The organism is Vibrio scophthalmi (genome assembly GCF_040869025.1).
Taxonomy (GTDB): domain Bacteria; phylum Pseudomonadota; class Gammaproteobacteria; order Enterobacterales; family Vibrionaceae; genus Vibrio; species Vibrio scophthalmi.
Map to the genome: position 1 here is coordinate 2,712,244 of NZ_CP134271.1, position 19,554 is coordinate 2,731,797.

Annotated in this window: 17 protein-coding genes; 10 read left to right on the top strand and 7 right to left on the bottom strand. The window is 45.5% G+C overall.

All coding sequences use genetic code 11. The annotated features are described in order from the left end of the window. Positions 1-37 precede the first annotated feature (37 nt). A complete protein-coding gene (locus RJD38_RS12420) occupies positions 38-1,207 on the bottom strand; it encodes a DUF1887 family protein (RefSeq protein WP_009387029.1) in 1,170 nt (389 codons plus the stop codon). A 150-nt stretch (positions 1,208-1,357) separates the two neighbouring features. Continuing rightward, positions 1,358-3,349 (bottom strand): HAMP domain-containing methyl-accepting chemotaxis protein, encoded by a 1,992-nt coding sequence (locus tag RJD38_RS12425; protein WP_065545441.1) that lies wholly within the window; start codon positions 3,347-3,349, stop codon positions 1,358-1,360. Positions 3,350-3,570: 221 nt separating this feature from the next. Here RJD38_RS12425 and hinT point away from each other — a divergent pair, with 221 nt between their 5' ends. The 7 genes from hinT to RJD38_RS12460 all read left to right on the top strand — a co-directional run bounded on the left by hinT (position 3,571) and on the right by RJD38_RS12460 (position 9,805). Then, positions 3,571-3,921, top strand: coding sequence for a purine nucleoside phosphoramidase (gene hinT, locus RJD38_RS12430; RefSeq protein ID WP_005594716.1), 351 nt, complete (start codon positions 3,571-3,573; stop codon positions 3,919-3,921). Positions 3,922-4,031: 110 nt separating this feature from the next. Then, positions 4,032-5,402 carry a COG3014 family protein gene (locus tag RJD38_RS12435; protein ID WP_174269639.1) on the top strand — a complete coding sequence of 457 codons (1,371 nt, stop codon included), beginning with the start codon at positions 4,032-4,034 and terminating at the stop codon, positions 5,400-5,402. Next, entirely contained in the window at positions 5,402-5,791 is a 390-nt protein-coding gene (locus RJD38_RS12440) for a YcfL family protein (RefSeq protein WP_005594718.1), read from the top strand. Before RJD38_RS12435 ends, RJD38_RS12440 begins: the two co-directional genes overlap by 1 nt. Before the next feature lie 62 nt (positions 5,792-5,853). Next, positions 5,854-6,444, top strand: coding sequence for a penicillin-binding protein activator LpoB (gene lpoB / locus RJD38_RS12445; RefSeq protein ID WP_005594719.1), 591 nt, complete (start codon positions 5,854-5,856; stop codon positions 6,442-6,444). A 45-nt stretch (positions 6,445-6,489) separates the two neighbouring features. Further along, the gene (locus RJD38_RS12450) at positions 6,490-7,341 is read left to right on the top strand and encodes a phosphotransferase (RefSeq protein WP_065545440.1); all 852 of its coding nucleotides are present in this window, start codon (positions 6,490-6,492) and stop codon (positions 7,339-7,341) included. A 167-nt stretch (positions 7,342-7,508) separates the two neighbouring features. Next, positions 7,509-8,048: an alpha/beta hydrolase YcfP gene (gene ycfP, locus RJD38_RS12455; protein ID WP_005594721.1), complete on the top strand. Its 540-nt coding sequence runs from the start codon at positions 7,509-7,511 to the stop codon at positions 8,046-8,048. 467 nt (positions 8,049-8,515) lie between these two features. After that, positions 8,516-9,805, top strand: a complete 1,290-nt coding sequence (locus RJD38_RS12460) for an NAD(P)/FAD-dependent oxidoreductase (protein WP_005594723.1) — start codon at positions 8,516-8,518, stop codon at positions 9,803-9,805. 65 nt (positions 9,806-9,870) lie between these two features. Here RJD38_RS12460 and RJD38_RS12465 read toward each other — a convergent pair whose 3' ends face one another. The 4 genes from RJD38_RS12465 to RJD38_RS12480 form a co-directional block, all read right to left on the bottom strand. Next, positions 9,871-10,410, bottom strand: a complete 540-nt coding sequence (locus RJD38_RS12465) for a GNAT family N-acetyltransferase (RefSeq protein ID WP_065545439.1) — start codon at positions 10,408-10,410, stop codon at positions 9,871-9,873. A 187-nt stretch (positions 10,411-10,597) separates the two neighbouring features. Beyond that, a complete protein-coding gene (locus tag RJD38_RS12470; protein WP_005594726.1) occupies positions 10,598-11,365 on the bottom strand; it encodes a peptidoglycan binding protein CsiV in 768 nt (255 codons plus the stop codon). A 36-nt stretch (positions 11,366-11,401) separates the two neighbouring features. Then, positions 11,402-14,866, bottom strand: a complete 3,465-nt coding sequence (gene mfd, locus RJD38_RS12475; RefSeq protein ID WP_005594727.1) for a transcription-repair coupling factor — start codon at positions 14,864-14,866, stop codon at positions 11,402-11,404. 9 nt (positions 14,867-14,875) lie between these two features. Continuing rightward, the gene (locus RJD38_RS12480; RefSeq protein WP_005594728.1) at positions 14,876-15,442 is read right to left on the bottom strand and encodes a hypothetical protein; all 567 of its coding nucleotides are present in this window, start codon (positions 15,440-15,442) and stop codon (positions 14,876-14,878) included. A gap of 176 nt (positions 15,443-15,618) precedes the next feature. Here RJD38_RS12480 and lolC point away from each other — a divergent pair, with 176 nt between their 5' ends. From lolC to lolE, 3 genes are read left to right on the top strand one after another with little or no spacing between them, the layout of a single operon-like run. Next, a complete protein-coding gene (lolC, locus tag RJD38_RS12485; protein WP_065545438.1) occupies positions 15,619-16,827 on the top strand; it encodes a lipoprotein-releasing ABC transporter permease subunit LolC in 1,209 nt (402 codons plus the stop codon). Beyond that, a complete protein-coding gene (lolD, locus tag RJD38_RS12490) occupies positions 16,820-17,506 on the top strand; it encodes a lipoprotein-releasing ABC transporter ATP-binding protein LolD (protein WP_005594731.1) in 687 nt (228 codons plus the stop codon). The genes lolC and lolD overlap by 8 nt, the downstream gene beginning before the upstream one ends. Beyond that, positions 17,506-18,750: a lipoprotein-releasing ABC transporter permease subunit LolE gene (lolE, locus tag RJD38_RS12495; RefSeq protein ID WP_065545437.1), complete on the top strand. Its 1,245-nt coding sequence runs from the start codon at positions 17,506-17,508 to the stop codon at positions 18,748-18,750. The genes lolD and lolE overlap by 1 nt, the downstream gene beginning before the upstream one ends. A gap of 193 nt (positions 18,751-18,943) precedes the next feature. On the opposite strand, the gene RJD38_RS12500 is transcribed toward lolE, so the two are convergent. After that, positions 18,944-19,471 (bottom strand): DUF2062 domain-containing protein, encoded by a 528-nt coding sequence (locus tag RJD38_RS12500; RefSeq protein WP_065430167.1) that lies wholly within the window; start codon positions 19,469-19,471, stop codon positions 18,944-18,946. Between the last annotated feature and the right edge of the window lie 83 nt (positions 19,472-19,554).

The following is a 19,554-nucleotide window of genomic DNA, read 5'->3' on the forward strand; positions in this document are numbered from 1 at the left end:
TTGATGAGGTTGCATAACGATTGTAAATCGATTCAGCTTAGCAATCTGAACAGTCTTCTGAGCCGCCAGCTTCCACAAACCATTGGGTCAGGTATGTTTTAAGATCTTTGAGTTCTTCAGGGCCAATGAGCGCGAGGCCAAGATCTTCTGCGCGGGTGATGTCGTTATAACGTAACGGACGAAAGCTCACCAACATCGCGCGGGCTTGTAGGCCGCCGAGTAGGTCGCGCAGCGATTCCAATTTATACAGAGTATCATCGCCATCATCACGCATGCCTTTGGTCTTACATTCAATGATGTGGAGTTTATTGTTGACCACTGAAGCGACATCCAGCTCGTTACGTACTTCACGTTCACCGAGTTGGCGATAAACTTGTACGTTGAGTGAGTGATCTTGGATGGTCGGCATATCTTGTTGAATTTGACGTACCGTGCTGTGCACTAAAGTCTCTAGCCATTCACCGTTAGAGAAGCGACGAGCTTCTTCACTGGCGAACGTTAGAATGCCGGCTTGGTAGGTGGCGATATCCGCTTCAACCAAGTCGCTGAGTAGCATGTTGAGCTCACGGTAACCTTGTTGCTTTTCCGATAACTCAACGCTCAGGCGCTGCTCTTTACGACAAGTTGTTGCAAGGTAGTTTAGCGTTGCGAGGCCAGGGCCTAACTCTAATGCATTACTTGCCCAACGTTCACCTAGTTCGTACAGCTTTTGGTCAAGCTGAGGGGGGAGATCATGATCGTTGAACTCACCACGTGCACCAAACACGGTTAGGTAATCATCAATGGTGATGCGATCTTCAACTTGAGTATCTTCTTTGCCTTCTGGGTATAACCAGCAAAGCCGGTCGCTGTTTGGTTCGACAACGAAAATAGGCCAATGTAGGCTGCGGAAAACTTCGTATACCGAGAGTAGGCGGTGACGAAGCCCACAACTGGCATTCAGTTTCACTTCTTCACCACGAGACTTGAGGTCACTGGCAAGTTGGCAAACAGCTTGTTTGATCTTAGCAACGTTAGCGACATTAGGAATTTCAAAAAATTCTGAGCTGATGTTGCGTTTAGCCAGCACGCTATGAAGACGGTGGTACATCTCTTCTTGAGTTCTCACACCAATAAAAACGATGTGCTGACTGATAGTACGATTATCGAGTAGTGGCGTGACTAGTCGAATTGGATCCTGGTCAATAATGCCAACATGAACGGCCATAGTTGTTCCTCATGTTTGGCTTGCGAAACGGAAAGTTAATATGGGTAAACTAGCAAGCCTTCTTACCATATAATGTTGCCGCCTCAAAAAAACAAGGGCGATTAATCAATTTAATCGCCCTTGTTCAGTTATTTAGCCAAAAATTTACAATCACACCTTAAATCGGTGTACCAATTCGCCTTGTTGATTTGCCAATTGGGTTAGGCTACTACTGGTGTTCGCAATCTCAGCCATAGCGTGATAGCTGGAATCTGCAATGCCGTTAATCTCTTCAATGCTTTGCGCGATTTCAGCCGCCGTTTGATTTTGTTCAACCGCAGCGCTGGAAATGTGCGCACTCATATGGCTGATTTCCAAAATCAGAGATTGAATCTCTTCCATTGCACTATTGGCATTAGAAGCTTGATCAACAGACAGAGTCATATCATCCATACAGCTTTGAATCACACTGTTGGCAGACGTTGAACTGCTTTGTAGCGCGCTGATCATGTTTTCGATTTCAGAGGTGGATTCTGTGGTTCGTTGTGCCAGCACGCGGACTTCATCAGCCACCACGGCAAAACCACGGCCTTGTTCACCCGCACGCGCTGCTTCAATTGCCGCGTTCAAGGCCAGCAGATTGGTTTGTTCTGCGATGTTACGAATGACATCAAGAATAGAACCGATCTGGCTACTCATGTTTTGTAGTTCTTTCACCGCGTCAACGGACTGGTTTAAGCGTGTTTCTAATTGGTTGATAGTGGTGATGTTGGTGCTCATGATTTGGCGACCTTGTTCAGATGCCAGTTCCACTTGTCCAACCATTTCGAGTGAGCTTTGAGCGCTCTGAGCCACTTCTTCAACCGAGTGCGACATCTGGTTCATCGCTGTTGCCACGCTGGCGGTTTGCTGACGTTGCTGATTGAGTTGTGATTGTGTTCCAGTCAGTGTTTCTTGGTTGGTATTGGCGGTATGAGTAAGGTCATCAGATGCTTCATTCAAACGGACCAGTATATTGTGCAGGTTATCAGCCAAGTCATTGATGTGACCGCTAACACGGCTAAACTCGTTGTTGTAACGAATTTCGATGCGTTGAGTCATATCTCCACCGCTAAGCGCTTCTAACGTTTTTAGGATGCGAGTGAGTGGAGTACGCACGCTATGTGCGATGTGGTAACCGATACCCGCAGCAAGGGCAACGACAACCAGACAGAGGAAAATGGAACGAACTAAGCCTGAGTCATAAACCTTGCCCGCTTCAATCAAAGAAGCATTTAGGCCGTTCTGCGCGGTTTCACTGAATGAATTCAACAGCGCCATAGAGGTGTCGACTTCTTTAGTTAGGTTGGCAATGTTGCTGTATAGCGCTTGACGGGAAAGCAGGTAGTTATTGTGTTGATCGAGTACGCCACCTTTTTGGCCAATATCAATAGTGAACTGATTGACAGGCGCATCAAACTTCTCTTTCAGTGATGGCAGTTGGGTTAACAGGCCGCGGTATGAATAGTTAAGGTGTGTCACCGCTTTTTTGTTTTTCGCGACGGCTTTGGCCACAAATTCGGTGTCACTGCTTGCCAATGCATCAGAAGTAATCACTTCTGCGTCTTTCAATTTTTCAAAATAGCTGCGTGCCATTACCTTAACAGCGATCTTATCTTGGTCATCCACATACTCTTTCATTCCTGAGCTAAGCTCGGCATGTAGGCGCTGGAATTGACGTGTTGACTGTTGAACTAATTCTTGTGCTTCAAACATATTGCGATAGTTGTCCATCGCATCCGCCGCTTCAGCAAAGTAACGCTGTTCCATCGCTTTTACTTGTTCGATACGTTCGATGAGCTCAGGACTAGTCGCACTTGCTTGTTCAAGATCGATTAAAGTTTGATCGAAGTGGGCTTTGGCATCGATAAATTCGCCACGAATGACGTCCATGCGTTCAAAGCTCTGCGTGGTTAAATAGTCTTTGAAAAGTTTATCAGCTGTTAGTAACGCCACATTGGTTCTGTTAGACATTGAAACCAGCGGCAAAGATGTGTTGGTGACACTCGCGAAATTTTGATGAATTTGTTCCATTCCACGTAATGCTAAAATGGTGGATACTGCGAACATCAAAATGATCAATGCAAAGCCAGCGTACATCCTCCTGATCACTGAACCTTTCATAGACCTCTCCTTGTTTGAATAATTTATTATGAAAATTATCAGACTTAGGACACTTGTATTGATATCGAGACACGCATTTTATGACGCACAAGACAAAAAAAATTTTCTGGTAACAAAATTTGAGTGGTTTAGGTTAAATGAACGTTGTTTTTTATTGTGATTTTGCGAAGCATGGCGCATACTCATTCGACTATTTAGTTAAGTAAGTTTATGGAGCCACCATGGCCGAAGAGACCATTTTTAGCAAAATTATTCGTAAAGAAATTCCTGCCGATGTCGTTTATCAAGACGAATTAGTGACGGCGTTTCGTGATATTAATCCACGCGCACCTAAGCACATTTTAATCGTGCCAAACAAGCTGATCCCAACGGTCAATGATATTGAATCCGACGATGAAATGGCGATGGGTAGAATGTTTACCGTGGCTAAAAAATTGGCGAAAGAAGAAGGTATCGATCAAGACGGTTACCGTTTAATCGTGAATTGCAATTCACACGGTGGTCAAGAGGTGTATCACATTCATATGCATTTAGTGGGCGGTTGTCCATTAGGCCCTCTTTTGATGAACTAAACTGCACTTTATGTGGTCTACCAAAAAGCACGACATAACGACGTGCTTTTTCTTTTAATAAAATGGAGTGCGAATTGAAACTAACTTTTCGACTCAAGCCAGTTCGACTCATGCTGGTCATCAGCAGCTCTGTTCTGCTTTCCGCTTGTGCTAACTTCTCAGCCGGTAATTTATTTAGCCACTATAGCGCGCAAAATGAATCTGTGTATCAATCTGTTAAGCGCGGTGATTACCTCCAAGCGAAAGAAGAACTGCCGGAAGATATCGCTGGCGAGATCCTAGATAATTTCGAAAAAGGCCGCGTTTACCTGCTTAACAAAGATTATCAACAAAGCCAAGACGCTTTAGAGTTAAGTGATCGCGCGGTGAGAGTTGAGCAGGACAAAGCGGTGATATCACTCTCGGACACGGCGTCGAGTGTCGGTTCATTAGCTGTCAACGATAATCTCAAAATCTACCAACCTGCTGATTATGAATTAGGCTTTCTCCATCTATACTTAGGTTTAAATTACGTTAAAGCGAATCAACTTGATGACGCGCTAGTGGAAATGCGCCGTGCCAATCAAGTGCAAGAGCAGGCGCGTAAAGAGCGTGAAAGAGCACTAGAGTCAGCGGAAAAAGAGATGAAGTCGCAAGGCCTCACTCCTAATCTTGGTAGCGTGTTAGCGAATTATCCTGATGCGGGCAAAACGCTACAGGCAGTACAAAACGCCTATTTAATGTATGTGTCGGCCCTGTTGTATGAAGCCGACAATGACTTAAATAGCGCCTATGTTGATTATCGCCGTGCATTGGCTGTGATGCCAGATAATCGCAGTGTGATTGACGGTACGATGCGTGTGGCAAAACGTTTAGGGATGCGGGATGATTTACGTCAACTCGAAAGACGTTATGGTAAAGCGCAGAACTTAGCTAAAGGACAAGCGAGAGTGATCGTCTTACAAGAGCAAGATGTGGTCGAAGCTCTGCAAGGCTGGAAATTATCTTTACCGCTTTATGACAGTCGCGGTAATGGCGCACTGTATTCTTTGGCTTTACCTTATTACCCATCGAACAATGCGCTACGTTTTGTAACGCCAAGATTGAATCAACAAGGGTTATCACAAGATTTACTGACCGATGTGAATTTAATGGCTCAGCGTGATTTGTCAGAACGAATGCCAAATATCGTGATTCGCCAAGCATTACGTGTGGTGGCTAAAGATCAATTACGTAAAGAAGCTGCTCAAGGCGACGACGTGGGTAACTTAATATTCAATGTTTGGAACACGCTCACTGAGCAGCCAGATACGCGCAGTTGGCAAACCTTGCCAGCTTCAGTTTATAGCAGTTCGACGGTGGTAAATGCCGGCGATCAGCAACTTGATATCAATGGACAGTTATACAACTTCAATGTGCCGCAAGGACAAACGGCGTTGGTATGGCTGTCTCGTCAGGGAAATAACGCCACACTGTGGCATAAGCAACTAGGAAGATTGTAATGAAGAAATTCGTTTTAGTGATCTTATCAATGTTTGCCATTGCAGCTTGTACTACTAATACATCAGGTCTGCGTATTGATGGTGGCTCGCACAGAGTTCTGTTTGCTGATTCATCCATGTCACGCAGCTTGAACGTGGATGACATCACGACCACAACGGTAGATGGTCATGCGCAAGGTATCGTGAGTTTAACGAATAATCTCAGTAGCGATCTTGACCTGCTATACCGCTTTTATTGGTATAACGATCAAGGTTTAGAGGTCAATACCAAGGTGGGAAACTGGCGACGTTTGATTATTCGCGGTGCCGAGACGCGCTCTATATCTGAAGTGTCGGTCAATCCTGACGCGACGCAATTTCGCGTGCAAATTCGAAGAAACAACGATTGAAAACGGTGGGAACTAAAGTGCTAACGCTTTGGTCAAACTGAAAAATAATGAAGGAAAGTATCATGAAAAAAAGTGTCATTGCACTGTTGGGCTTAGCGGTTGTGTTGGGCGGGTGTTCAAACCAAGTTAGCTATGGTGATGCACAAGCTGTAGAGACCACTACCATCGATTTCGGCTCAACAGATTTACAAACCATCGCTGGAGAAATGGTGGATAGCATGCTGAACTCAGGTTCTGTTGCTGCGATTACTCGTGATTCGCGTCCTATCGTATTTGTTGAGCGTATTAAAAATAAAACCAGTGAGCATATTGATACTGAGTCGATCACCGACAGTATCAGCACTAAAATGCTTAACTCGGGTAAATTCCGTTTTGTCGACATGGATCGTGTAGAAGCGGTACGTGACCAACTAAACTTCCAAAACAACGATGAGTTAGTCAATCAAAGTAATGCGATTCAATTTGGTAAAATGGTCGGCGCGCAATACATGCTGTATGGCAACCTCTCAAGCATTGCGAAATCAGCAGGCAGTGATAAAGACGTTTACTACAAAATGACCATGCGTTTGATGGATCTTGAGTCTGGCCTGATTGAATGGGCGGATGAAACAGAAATCCGTAAACAAGAATCAAAAAGCTTTTTGGGCTTGTAGTTACTAGCCAATATACGATTGGCATAAAAGAGCAAGGAACGACTTATGGCACGAATGTCATGGAATGAAGCTTGTCAGCTAGACCGCACATTGCTGTCATTAGATCGTTTCTTTGCTATGCCTCCTAACTATGGGCAAACCCTAACAGGGGGCTTAACCAATCGTTGTTGGAAAGTGGTAGAGGATAGTGGAAAGGCCTATGTTTGGCGGCCAAATACACATATAACTAAAGCTTTTTCAATTTCACGTTTTCAAGAATATCAGATTCTTGCTTCAATCGAGTCCGCGGGGATTAGCCCAAAACCAATCCATATCAATGACCAAGGTCTGTTGGTTGAATGGTTAGAAGGCCAAGCTCTCACTGATACACTCAGCGTTGATCAGTTACTTGACGCCCTTGTCGCTGTCCATTCCTTATCAACTACGCGTATTCCTGTCGCTCCATTTAGTTTTACCGCTCGTGTTGATCATTATTGGATGCAACTGAAACCAGAGTTGAAGACCGAAGTATATCAAACCATCTACCGTGACTGGCGCAATGCGCCGAGTTTAGCCGATGTTGGCCACACCTTATGCCATTTTGATCTTGCTGGTTACAACATGGTGGCGAGTGAGCAGGGGGCAAAAATCATTGATTGGGAATACGCGACGATTGGCGATCCGCGCTTAGATCTTACTTTAAGTATCGATGTGGCGGGCGTTGACGAAATGGATGCAATTCAACGCTATTGCCAGCAACGTGAGCTAGAAGGGATCGACGACTGGGTTGAAGGCGTGAGAGCGTGGCGACCTCGTGCGACCATGATGGCGATGCTTTGGTACTTACTTGCGTATCAATTGTGGGGGGATGAGCATTATTTTCAGCAGGCTGAGATCCTTAAACAGCAGTTCGCTTAACCACAGTTTTGCTGTTGAGATCACTGTTTCGTAGTAGGCAAGCAAGAATATGGTTTCTCTCCCTTTAAAACCTTAGCTTTCGTGTTAGATTAAATTACGTTTGTTGCATTTAAGTGAGCTTTTCGTGAGCTGGCGTTTAAACAAACCGATTAGAATAAGGAAATAACATGATCATCTATTTACATGGCTTCGACTCTACCAGCCCAGGTAACCACGAAAAAATTCTTCAATTGCAGTTTATTGATGATGATGTCCGTTTCATCAATTACAGCACGCTTCACCCTAAGCATGATATGCAGCATCTACTCAAAGAAGTGCATAAAGTGATTGAGCAGTCAGACGATAAAAATCCCATTATTTGTGGGGTAGGGCTTGGGGGCTTTTGGTCTGAACGCGTTGGTTTCTTATGCGGTATTAAACAGGTCATTTTCAACCCAAACTTGCATCCAGAACGCACAATGCAAGGCCGTATTGATCGTCCTGAAGAGTATGATGATATTGCGACCAAATGTGTGCAAGAGTTTCGCGTTAAAAATAACAAACGCTGTTTAGTGATTTTGTCACGCGAAGATGAAATTCATAATAACCAAATTACAGCGCAAGAGCTGGATGGGTACTACGATGTCATCTGGGATGAAAAACAGAGTCACAAATTCAGTAAAATCTCGCAGCACTTACAAGCGATCAAGGCTTTCAAAGAGAGCTGATTCTACCGTTATTTAAAGTTTGGCTTGAATCAAACGACGTTGCTTCAACGTCGTTTTTGTTTTTTCTATACCTTAAAAAGAGGCCTTAACCAGATACCTCAGATTGTCGTCTCAGCGATGATAATCGTAAAATTTAAGCACCTCGTTACATAAAACCATACAGATTATAGTGAGTTTTTCTCATTCTCTAGTTGCGCAGTGCGTTTTGCTCTATATAATGAGTAAAATAAAATTTATTTGATAAATATCAAAAAAAATTGAGAGCGAGTGAAAAAACTTGCCCAATATTGCTGGTTGAGGCGTGTTTTTGCCCGATGAGCAAGCGACTGATACAGTCTTTCAATCCAAATACGTGTTTCATTGAGTGAACCTCTATCGCGGCGTAAGCGCGAGCTAAAAATATTTCTTCAGTTTGCAGTGCGAACTGACTCAATTTCTTAGTTTTATTATTTTAGAGGATAGTTGCTGTGACACGAATTATCGTAGTAGGTGGCGGCGCAGGCGGTTTAGAGCTTGCGACCAAACTAGGCCGTACACTTGGCCGCAAAGGTCGTGCGAACATTACTTTGGTTGACCGTAAGGCGAGCCATTTGTGGAAACCACTGTTGCATGAAGTGGCGACCGGTTCGTTAGACGAAGGGGTTGATGCATTGAGCTACCGTGCTCATGCGAAAAATCACCACTTTGATTTTCAGCTTGGTAGTCTGCAAGACATCGATCGCGAGCGCAAAGTGATCATCCTTTCTGAATTGAAAGATGAGCAAGGTGAGTTGTTAATGCCAAGCCGTGAGCTTGAGTACGATATTTTGGTACTCGCGATCGGTTCAACATCGAATGATTTCAACACGCCGGGTGTCCGTGAAAACTGTATCTTCCTAGATAGCCCTGAACAAGCTCATCGCTTCCGTACAAACATGAACAATGAGTTCCTTAAGCTGCACGCCAAAAATGGTCAAGGCACAGTGGATATTGCGATTGTTGGCGCGGGTGCAACGGGTGTTGAATTATCGGCTGAACTACATAATGCCGTGAAAGAGCTACGCACTTACGGTTTTGGTGACCTGGATTCAAGCAAACTAAATGTGAGCCTTGTGGAAGCCGGTGAGCGTATCCTTCCTGCATTGCCACCACGTATCTCTGGTGCGGCGCATCAAGAGTTAACGAAGCTTGGTGTGAATGTACGCACCGCGACCATGGTAACTCAAGCGGACAAAGATGGCTTAACAACCAAAGATGGTGAAAAGATCCATGCGCAAATCATGGTGTGGGCTGCTGGTATTAAAGCACCTGATTTCATGAAAGAAATTGGTGGTCTGGAAAGTAACCGTATTAACCAATTGGTGGTAAAAGATACTTTGCAAACCACTCGTGATGACAACATTTTTGTTATCGGTGATTTAGCGCAATGTACGCAACCTGATGGTTCATTTGTACCGCCACGCGCTCAAGCTGCGCACCAAATGGCTAGCCGTGCGTTTAGCAATATTGTCGCTAAACTAACCGGTCGTGAGCTGAAAGCGTATGTCTACAAAGATAATGGTTCTTTAGTCTCACTAAGTCGTTTCTCGACGGTGGGTAGCCTGATGGGCAACCTGACCAAAGGATCGATGATGATCGAGGGACGTATTGCTCGCGTGGTGTATATTTCTCTGTATCGTATGCACCAAATGGCGCTGCACGGTGTGTTTAAAACCGCCCTGATTATCTTGATGGGCCGTATTAACCGCGTGTTACGCCCGAACTTGAAGCTTCACTAAGCCGATGTTCTAGACATAAAAAAGAGTGCCAATGGCACTCTTTTTTTATGTCTAAATGATGGGGATCAACTGGGTATAACAGAATAGACCGCTCCACACTTGGGTTTGCCATTAAAGATAAAACGGTTCTCAGCATAGGTTTCAAATTTGGCACCGCAGGCAAGTGCTAATTTTTGACTCGCAAGATTATTTGGGTCACAAACCACTTCCAGCCGAGTCAGTTTTAAAATACCAAAACAAAACTCAATCAATGCGTCGAGCGCTTTGCGGCCATAGCCCTGCTGTTGAAATTCATCTGCAATCCAATAACCTAGGCTGGCCATATTGAAGGTTTGGTAAAACTCATTAATCGCCACCATTCCAATTAACACATCGTCACTGCGTCGGAAAATCCCAAAACCATACGCATCCGATTTAACCCAATTTAAACGCGTCGCTAATAGAAAGCGTTCTGCTTCTTTGGCGCTAAAATCGCTATGACACCAATCCACCCAGTGGTGAAGGTTTGGGGATCGGACAATGAGTCGCTCAAGCTGGCGGCTCTCTTCGGCATCGATTAAGCGTAACGTAAACTCAGTGGTAATAATTTGGTAGTCAGGGCTCATAGGTGATCACAATTAACCGCAGTGAATGGTGAGTATATACCGAAATAGAGAGAGGTGTTGTGAAGCGCTCGTTGTTCGTGTTTGGCGCAAGTTATACGCTTTGGAAAAATAATAACGCCCTCTAAGGTAGAGGGCGTTATTTGATATTGCTACTGCGTGTTAGATCAAGCGACTAAGAGTCGTTGCATCAGTTGACGCGACGCACTTGAATGATCATGCCCAGTAATGGGTGATCAAGGAAGTGGGTTTCACCGCTGCGCATGCGACGTTTTTGATCCATGCGATAGCTTTTAAGAAACTCTTCGGTATGCACTGTCGGTGTAATCTCAGTCATCAAACCCGCTTGAACCGTGTTGTCTGTGCTAAAAGTTGCGGTTTCACCAATCTCAATTTCGCGATCTTCAAGAATGATGTCACGTACACTTGGCTCTTTTAAGTCCATTTGAACATCAGCATACAGATAGTGTTCAACGTAAATCTGTAACTTACCATCTAGCTCATAAAGCGGTTTAGGGATGGTGTGCTCGGTTACGCCATCAATGACGGATTCATTGCCTAGGCCAATTGGTGAACCATCAGGATTAAATTGACCAGAGTAGTCTTTACCCGCCGTGATATGGAATATCGGGGCTGATAAGCGACCTTTATCACCTTGGCGCCACGCTTTATGCATTAACACTTGAAAACCAGCGTGATTACGCAGTTTTTGTGCTTGAGCATCGAGCTTATAGTTTGCACGAGAAAGCATCTGAACGCCTTTACGAGCGCGGTAGTTGGTGTCACCAAAGCTACCTACTTTATCCATAGTGATCTCAGGCAGAGTGTTTGGCCACGATTCAGTAACTTTCTCTGCATCCACTGCGCGTTTAAATATGATCACTTCGACATCAAATTGTCGCTGCGCCAAGCTTGGCATAGCAACAAAGAAGAGAAGCAGTGCGATCAGCTTTTTCATCACAACTCCGTATTTGGGTAACTTTACCCAAAATATCTAATCTTGTTTTGGTAATAAATTTTGCTGGAATTCAGCCAGCATGTCAGTAACAAATTGAATTCTTTGCCGTCTATCCGCTAATGATACAATAAACTTGAACTTAGTTGGTCCTTCCATTGCGAATTTCTGTGGCTGAGATTGTAACAGTCTAACCAAATACATGGGATTTATGTCAGCATCAGGATAGAACTCAATATAGCCGCCCTTGTCATGAGCTTCAATTTTCTTCACTTTTAGCTGCGCTGCGGCCAGTTTAAGCTCAGCAACGGAGAGTAGATTTTTCGCCGCATCGGGCAGTAAACCAAAGCGATCAATCAATTCTACCTTTAAGTTGTTGAGATCATCTTTATCAGCCACACTTGCGATCTGCTTATACATTGATAAGCGTGTGTTCACATCTGGGATATAGTCTTCAGGCAGCAAGGCTGGGATGCGCATTTCAACTTCTGTTTGCTCACGCAGTAAGTCATCGAGTGACGGCTCTTTGCCTTCACGTAGTGCTTCTACCGCTTGCTCCAGCATTTCCATGTAGAGGGTAAAACCGACCGATTGGATTTGACCGCTTTGTTCGTCACCAAGCAGTTCACCCGCACCACGAATTTCTAAATCGTGGGTTGCCAGAGTAAAGCCAGCCCCCAAGTCTTCCAATGAAGCAATCGCATCAAGGCGCTTGATTGCGTCTTTGGTCATCGCTTTAGGATGAGGTGTGAGCAAATAGGCATACGCTTGGTGGTGTGAACGTCCTACACGGCCGCGCAATTGGTGCAACTGCGCCAAACCAAGGTTGTCCGCGCGATCCATAATGATGGTGTTGGCGGTAGGTACATCAATACCCGTCTCGATAATGGTGGTACATACGAGCAAGTTAAAGCGTTGGTGATAGAAATCGTTCATCACTTTTTCTAGTTCACGTTCGCGCATTTGTCCGTGAGCGACGGTGACACGAGCTTCTGGGACTAACTTCTCTAAATCCTCGGCGACCTTATCGATGGTTTCCACTTGATTGTGTAAGAAGTAGATTTGGCCACCACGCATAATTTCACGCAAAATAGCTTCGCGGATCACAGTGTCCTCACGTTGACGGACAAAGGTTTTGATCGCTAAACGGCGTGCAGGCGGTGTGGCGATGATCGAGAGATCGCGCATGCCACTCATCGCCATGTTGAGCGTACGTGGGATTGGTGTTGCGGTTAACGTCAGAATGTCGACATCCGCACGCATCGCTTTCATTTTCTCTTTCTGGCGAACACCAAAGCGGTGTTCTTCGTCAACAATCAGCAGGCCAAGATCTTTAAAGACGATGTCATTGGACAGTAGCTTGTGTGTACCAACCACAAGGTCGACTTTGCCATCCGCAATGTCTTGCAACACCAGCTTTTGCTCTTTGGCGCTTTTAAAGCGCGACAGTACTTCGACGCGAATTGGTAAATTGGCAAAGCGGTCACGGAAGTTCTCAAAGTGCTGTTGGGCAAGCAGTGTGGTCGGCACGAGTACCGCGACTTGTTTGCCGTTGTCGGTGGCGACAAATGCCGCACGCATTGCGACTTCGGTTTTACCAAAACCAACATCACCACACACTAAGCGGTCCATGGCTTTGGCTTGGCACATGTCTGACATCACAGCATTGATGGCCATGCTTTGGTCATCAGTCTCCTCAAAGGGGAAGCCGGCTTTAAAGGTCGCGTATTGGCCTCGATCTAACGCAAACTTGTAGCCAGGCTTGAGCTCGCGTTTGGCATACACATCGAGCAGTTCGGCCGCTACATCACGCACTTTTTCTGCTGCTTTGCGGCGCGCTTTGGTCCACGCTTCTCCACCTAGTTTATGCAGAGGTGCGCTGTCTTCAGCCCCTCCGGAATAACGGCTAATTAGATTCAGTGATGCAACAGGAACGTACAGTTTGGCTTCGTTTTGATACTCAAGCGTCACGTATTCGGTGATCATGCCGCCCGCTTCAAGCGTTTGTAAACCAAGATAACGGCCGATACCGTGATCAATATGTACCACAGGTTGGCCGGGTTTTAGCTCAGCAAGATTGCGAATAACGGCATCGCTATTGGTCGCTTTGCGATCTTTTCGGCGGCGCTGGATAACGCGATCACCCAGCAAATCACTTTCACAGATGAAGGCAATTTGATTGTCGCCATAAAGGAAGCCATGTTCGGCAGCACCAATGACGAGGGTGAATTTCTCTTTGTGTGCGAGAGCCTCGCAGAAGCTGGCACATTCAATCGGGCGCAGCTTGATACGCTGTAGTAGCTCTAACAACGCTTCGCGGCGACCTTCAGATTCTACCGAGAAGATAATCTTACCGTTGTAGCCTTCACTAAATTGACGCAGCGTGGCCATTGGCTCTTTATTTTGATGTTGAACGGTGAGTTCAGGTAGTGCCGTTATGTCTGGATTTTGGCGACCTTGTTTTCTCTTAACCGTGTCAACGCTAAGCAGTGCTTGTGGCAGTGCTTTAAATTGGGCGAATAACTCGTCCTTTTTCAGCCACAATTCATGGGGCGGAAGTAATGGACGTAATGGATCGACTTTGCGTTGATCGTAGCGATAGTCAACATCAGTGAGGAATTGGTCGATCGCTGCTTCAATATCGCCTACCGCTATTAACTGACTGTTGTCGGGGATATAGTCAAACAGAGTTTCCGTTTGCTCAAAGAACAACGGTTGCCAATATTCGATGCCTGCAGGCCAAGTGCCTTTGCTAACCTGCATGTAGACAGATTCAGGTTCACGGCGCGCTTCGAATCGCTGACGCCAACGAATGCGGAAATCTTCAATCGCGCTTTCAGAGGTCGGAAATTCATGAGCAGGTAGCAAGCGAATTTCACTAACGTCAGTAATAGAACGTTGATTCTCGGGATCAAAGGTGCGAATGGTATCAATTTCGTCATCGAAGAAGTCGATACGGTAGGGATCATTTGACCCCATCGGGAACAAATCAATGATTGAACCTCGGCTAGCATACTCACCGGGACCAAAGACTTGATCGACATGGCGGTAACCCGATTTTTCTAACTGTAGACGCAGCTTTTCAAGTGAGAATAGATCACCGGTTTTTACCATTAATGTGTGCTGCATTAAGAAATCGCGTGGCGATTGGCGTTGCAACAGCGTATTAATCGGTACGATGGTGATGCCGTCACTTTGGGTCGGCAATTGATAGAGTCTTGCTATACGATCAGAGATGATCTCTTGGTGAGGAGAAAAATTATCGTATGGCAGGGTTTCCCAGTCAGGGAATAGACGCACGGTATGCTCAGTGAACTGCTCCAACTCTTGTTGCAGTTTTAGTGCGCTTTGCGGATCTGGCGTCGCTAACAACGTATGACCAGCGTGTTGTTCTGCTAACTCAGCAATGGCTAAAGCCAGTGCTGAGCCTGGTAAATTGCCAACGAATTTCTTATCGCCAGCACCTTGTGGATTTACAAGGTTAAGTAATGATGGTTTTGACATGTTGTTACGCTATTTTTCGCGGTTTAGAGAGCGCTGTCTTAGCAATTTTTGTTGTTGATAAAGGGCGGCCTTTATTAACAAATCTTGGTCTAAATCGCGGAGTAGGTCGTACTTGACGGAAATCACATACTGCTGGTTTTCTTGCGTACATTGAGTCACGGAGCCATAACAATAAATGGCGGCAGCAGGATGGTCGAGAAACAATTTAATGCGCAGCTTCTGGCCGATGTTTAAAGCGTTTTCGGCTTGATAGCTAAACTGGCTGGCACCAAAGGTTAATGTTTGATGACGAAGCGTAGGATCATCTTGCTGCGATAACATAAAGGTTAGCAGAAGATTGAGCTTACTATTTTGGGTGTCTAACAATTGAATGACGTGCTTAAAATCATTGCTTTTAAGTTCTGCACGAGCGGCATCATTCAGTTGGTCTAGAAAACTGAACTCACTGGCGACCAGAAATGGTGCGGGGATTTCAGACTCAAATTGGTCGAAGGTCGGATAAGGCGCATCTTCTGCCAAGGCTTCGACGTTGGCGATCATTTGATAATGAACGGAGAAATATTCTTGGTCAGACATGCAACTTTTCCTTCTATTGATGTTCTGATTATCGTCATACACGGCAACTAATCAAGGTATGTCATTGTTATCGGCGACTTAATTGCTAAATTTAACCGTGAAATGGCAATTTAACGCTATCAGCCCTTTAAATTAACCGTTACAGTATTCGTCATTATTTGGCTTTGGTTTTTGTTATGTTTCATCCAGTGTCGACCTATATTGGATTGCGCTACTTACGTGGCCGCTCTGGTGATAGGTTTAGCCGTTTTGTTTCTTATATGTCGACGGCCGGTATCACGATTGGTGTGATGTCTTTGGTGACCGTGCTCTCGGTCATGAATGGTTTTGAAGGCCAACTTAAAGGCCGCATCCTTGGTGTTCTGCCGCAGGCAATTGTTTCTCATGATGGTGGTAAAACACCGCGCACTGAGAGCGCACCGGAATTTATTCAAGCGATGTCGAGCGCCGGCCATCCAGAGCCGATTGTGCAAAGTGAAGCGGTGATTCAAAGTGCTAAAAAACTTAGCGCAGGTTTGCTTATTGGCATTGAGCCTGGCGAACATGACCCGATTGAAAAACACTTGATTGCAGGTCGCCTTTCAGATCTGCAAGCGGGTAAGTACCAACTTTTTCTCGGCAGTTCACTGGCACGTTCAATGGACTTATCGCTGGGCGATAAAGTGCGTTTGATGGTGACCAGCGCCAGTCAATTTACCCCTCTTGGCCGTATTCCTAGCCAGCGTATTTTCACTGTCGCGGGGATTTACAATACGGGTTCTGATGTTGATGGTCAGTTGATGCTAACTCATCTGGATGATGCTGCGCGCTTGATGCGTTTGAATAAAGAGACGATGACGGGATGGCGTTTATTCTTTGATGACCCATTTGTGGTCAGCGATATGAGTAAACAGCCACTACCAGAAGGGTGGCAGTGGCAAGATTGGCGTGCGCAACGAGGTGAACTGTTCCAAGCAGTACGCATGGAGAAAAACATGATGGGCTTGATGCTTGGCCTGATTGTCGGCGTCGCAGCATTTAACATTGTTTCTGCACTCATCATGGTGGTGATGGAAAAACAAGCCGAAGTGGCTATCTTGAAAACTCAAGGCATGACCGATCGCCAAGTGATGACCATTTTTATGGTGCAAGGCGCGAGCAGTGGTGTGGTCGGTGCCGTGATTGGTGGCGGACTTGGTGTGCTCCTCTCGGCAAATCTAAATAGCTTATTAGAGAGTGCGGGTATTGCTTTGTTTTCATTTGGTGGTTCATTGCCTGTGGTGATTAATCCGCTGCAAATATTGGTTGTCGTTTCTTTGGCTGTGATGCTCAGCCTACTGGCAACACTGTTTCCTTCTTATCGAGCATCGTCTGTTAAACCTGCTGAGGCATTAAGATATGAGTGATTTACTACAGTGTCGTGATGTAACCAAGATTTATCATGAAGGGGCGCTGGAAACTCAAGTTTTGAAAGGCGTCAGCTTTGATTTGAAACGCGGCGAACTGGTCTCAATTATTGGTACCTCTGGCTCGGGTAAAAGTACCTTACTGCATGTGTTAGGCGCTTTAGATGACACCAGTGCTGGACAAGTGACTTTCTTAGGGCAAGAATTGTCCAAGCTCAGCTCAAATAAACAAGCCAAGTTGCGTAATAAGCACTTAGGCTTCGTCTACCAGTTTCATCATTTGTTGGCCGATTTTAGCGCGTTAGAAAATGTCGCAATGCCTTTGTTGATTGGTGGTATGAAAGTGGCTGAAGCGAAGCAAAAAGCGCTCGCGTTGCTCGATAAAGTCGGTCTTTCTCATCGCGTTGAGCATCGCCCATCGGAATTGTCAGGTGGTGAACGCCAACGTGTCGCGATTGCCCGAGCCTTGGTGAATAGCCCTGACCTAGTGTTAGCGGACGAGCCGACTGGCAATCTTGACCATAAAACCGCGCTGGCGATCTACGATTTGATGCGAGAGTTAAATCAGGAGTCCGGTACCGCGTTTTTAGTCGTGACTCACGATGGTGAGTTAGCTGGGAAGATGGATCGCCAATTGCACATGAAAGATGGTTTGTTGGTTGATGTGGAGGGCGTGTAGTGTTCTCTTCACTTTCCCTGTTTATTGGTCGACGTTTTAGCCGTGCTAAGCAGCGCAATAAAATGGTGTCGTTTATTTCACTCTCATCGACCATTGGTATTGCGGTAGGCGTGGCGGTGATCATCATTGGTTTATCGGCAATGAATGGCTTTGAACGTGAGTTGAAAGATCGCGTTTTATCCGTGATTCCCCATGGCGAATTTGAAGGGGTGCATGGCGCAATTCAAAACTGGCAGAACTTGCTGAACCAAGCAGAAAAACATCCTCAAATTGAAGCGGCAGCGCCTTATGTCAAACTGACCGCACTTGCTGAGCGTGGCCAGCAGCTTAAAGCGATTGAAGTACGTGGTATTGATCCTGATAAAGAGTCTTTGGTCTCTAACTTGAGTCAGTTTATCGATCAAAAGAGTTGGCAGGCATTTCAAGCTGGACAACAACAAGTGATCCTTGGTCAAGGTGTCGCAGAGCGATTAAATGCGCAAGTAGGCGATTACATTAGTCTACTGATCCCATCGTCGGGCAGCGCCAGTAAAGTACAAACACCGAAACGCGTGCGCGTGAAGGTGGTGGGGTTACTCAAGTTGAATGGTCAGATAGACCATAATCTTGCTTTGATCCCGCTCGCGGACGCGCAAAGTTATGCCAAATTAGGCAATGGTGTTTCGGGTGTTTCGGTACGCGTGACTGATGTATTAGATACCTTGCCAATCATTCGTGAAGTGGGTAATACCTTAAATGAAGTGGTCTATTTACGTTCTTGGCAGAGCAAATATGGTTACCTTTATCGTGATATCCAGTTAGTTCGTACCATTATGTACTTGGTGATGGTTCTGGTGATTGGTGTTGCCAGTTTCAACATTGTCTCTACCTTGATGATGGCGGTAAAAGACCGCGCCGCAGAGATCGCCATTTTGCGCACCATGGGTGCCACCGATGGTTTAGTGAAGCGCATTTTTGTTTGGCAGGGCGTCTTCTCGGGCGTATTAGGCAGTCTTTTTGGTAGTGTGGTTGGCGTGCTGGTTGCGCTGAATCTCACCCCTATCATTAAAAGCCTTGAAGCACTGATTGGCCATCAATTTCTCTCTGGAGATATCTACTTTGTCGATTTCTTGCCTTCACAAGTGCTGCCGAGTGATGTGCTGTTAGTCTCGGGTACGGCGGTGGTTTTGAGTTTGCTTGCGACTTGGTATCCAGCTTCTCGTGCCAGTCAATTGAACCCAGCGGCGGTATTAAGTGCCAAATAGTTGTTTGCTGCAATAATCATGACGAGTGATAAAACAAAAAAGGACCGAAAGGTCCTTTTTTTATGTTCGAACGTGAGTGTGATTATTTAGCCTTTAAAGCAAATATTCATACTCAAGCAACATACCAATTTCTTGATGAAATGATGGCCATTTTATATTGCTATAAATTATTCGTTTGTCGTTGTGTCTGAGTCTATCTTAGCTTTTTAGGTAAACGGAAACGACGCTTTTGCCAGCTTCGGACCACTGAATAACGCCAAAGTCCTTTAATGCCGAAATAGCCGATCATAGCGGAGGTGACACCGCAGATCATGCAACCTAACAGGAACGGAGGACCAATGGTGCTCATTTGGTGCAGGATAAATTCCCAAGATAGCTCAAAGTGGAACGGCTGTGGAGGAACATGCATGACTAAAGCGCCCAGTTTGTAGGCAAAGTAAAACAGTACCGGCATGGTAATTGGGTTGCTTACCCATACCAAGGCGACGGAAAGAGGTAGGTTAACACCGCAGACAATCGCAAGCCCTGCAGACATGATCATTTGGCTTGGTAATGGCACAAAAGCCATAAACAAACCAACTGCAAACGCTCCTGCTGCTGAGCGGCGGTTAAGGCACCATAAGTTTGGGTTATAAAGTACGTTGCCAAAAACCTTTAGTGCCTTTTGACGTTTGATCATCTCATGATCAGGCATAAAGCGTTTTATGAATTTTCTTGGCATAGGAAATTATGTCTCTCTTTCTTCATTATTGGACATTAGCGTCATTCGCTACCTTGATCATAACCGCATCACACTGGCCTAAT

What these genes read in the sequence shown, in the direction of transcription:
- RJD38_RS12420 (WP_009387029.1), bottom strand. Translation starts at nt 1,207, where the DNA reads ATGGCCGTTCATGTTGGCATTATTGACCAGGATCCAATTCGACTAGTC.
- RJD38_RS12425 (WP_065545441.1), bottom strand. Translation starts at nt 3,349, where the DNA reads ATGAAAGGTTCAGTGATCAGGAGGATGTACGCTGGCTTTGCATTGATC.
- hinT (WP_005594716.1), top strand. Translation starts at nt 3,571, where the DNA reads ATGGCCGAAGAGACCATTTTTAGCAAAATTATTCGTAAAGAAATTCCT.
- RJD38_RS12435 (WP_174269639.1), top strand. Translation starts at nt 4,032, where the DNA reads ATGCTGGTCATCAGCAGCTCTGTTCTGCTTTCCGCTTGTGCTAACTTC.
- RJD38_RS12440 (WP_005594718.1), top strand. Translation starts at nt 5,402, where the DNA reads ATGAAGAAATTCGTTTTAGTGATCTTATCAATGTTTGCCATTGCAGCT.
- lpoB (WP_005594719.1), top strand. Translation starts at nt 5,854, where the DNA reads ATGAAAAAAAGTGTCATTGCACTGTTGGGCTTAGCGGTTGTGTTGGGC.
- RJD38_RS12450 (WP_065545440.1), top strand. Translation starts at nt 6,490, where the DNA reads ATGGCACGAATGTCATGGAATGAAGCTTGTCAGCTAGACCGCACATTG.
- ycfP (WP_005594721.1), top strand. Translation starts at nt 7,509, where the DNA reads ATGATCATCTATTTACATGGCTTCGACTCTACCAGCCCAGGTAACCAC.
- RJD38_RS12465 (WP_065545439.1), bottom strand. Translation starts at nt 10,410, where the DNA reads ATGAGCCCTGACTACCAAATTATTACCACTGAGTTTACGTTACGCTTA.
- RJD38_RS12470 (WP_005594726.1), bottom strand. Translation starts at nt 11,365, where the DNA reads ATGAAAAAGCTGATCGCACTGCTTCTCTTCTTTGTTGCTATGCCAAGC.
- mfd (WP_005594727.1), bottom strand. Translation starts at nt 14,866, where the DNA reads ATGTCAAAACCATCATTACTTAACCTTGTAAATCCACAAGGTGCTGGC.
- RJD38_RS12480 (WP_005594728.1), bottom strand. Translation starts at nt 15,442, where the DNA reads ATGTCTGACCAAGAATATTTCTCCGTTCATTATCAAATGATCGCCAAC.
- lolC (WP_065545438.1), top strand. Translation starts at nt 15,619, where the DNA reads ATGTTTCATCCAGTGTCGACCTATATTGGATTGCGCTACTTACGTGGC.
- lolD (WP_005594731.1), top strand. Translation starts at nt 16,820, where the DNA reads ATGAGTGATTTACTACAGTGTCGTGATGTAACCAAGATTTATCATGAA.
- RJD38_RS12500 (WP_065430167.1), bottom strand. Translation starts at nt 19,471, where the DNA reads ATGCCAAGAAAATTCATAAAACGCTTTATGCCTGATCATGAGATGATC.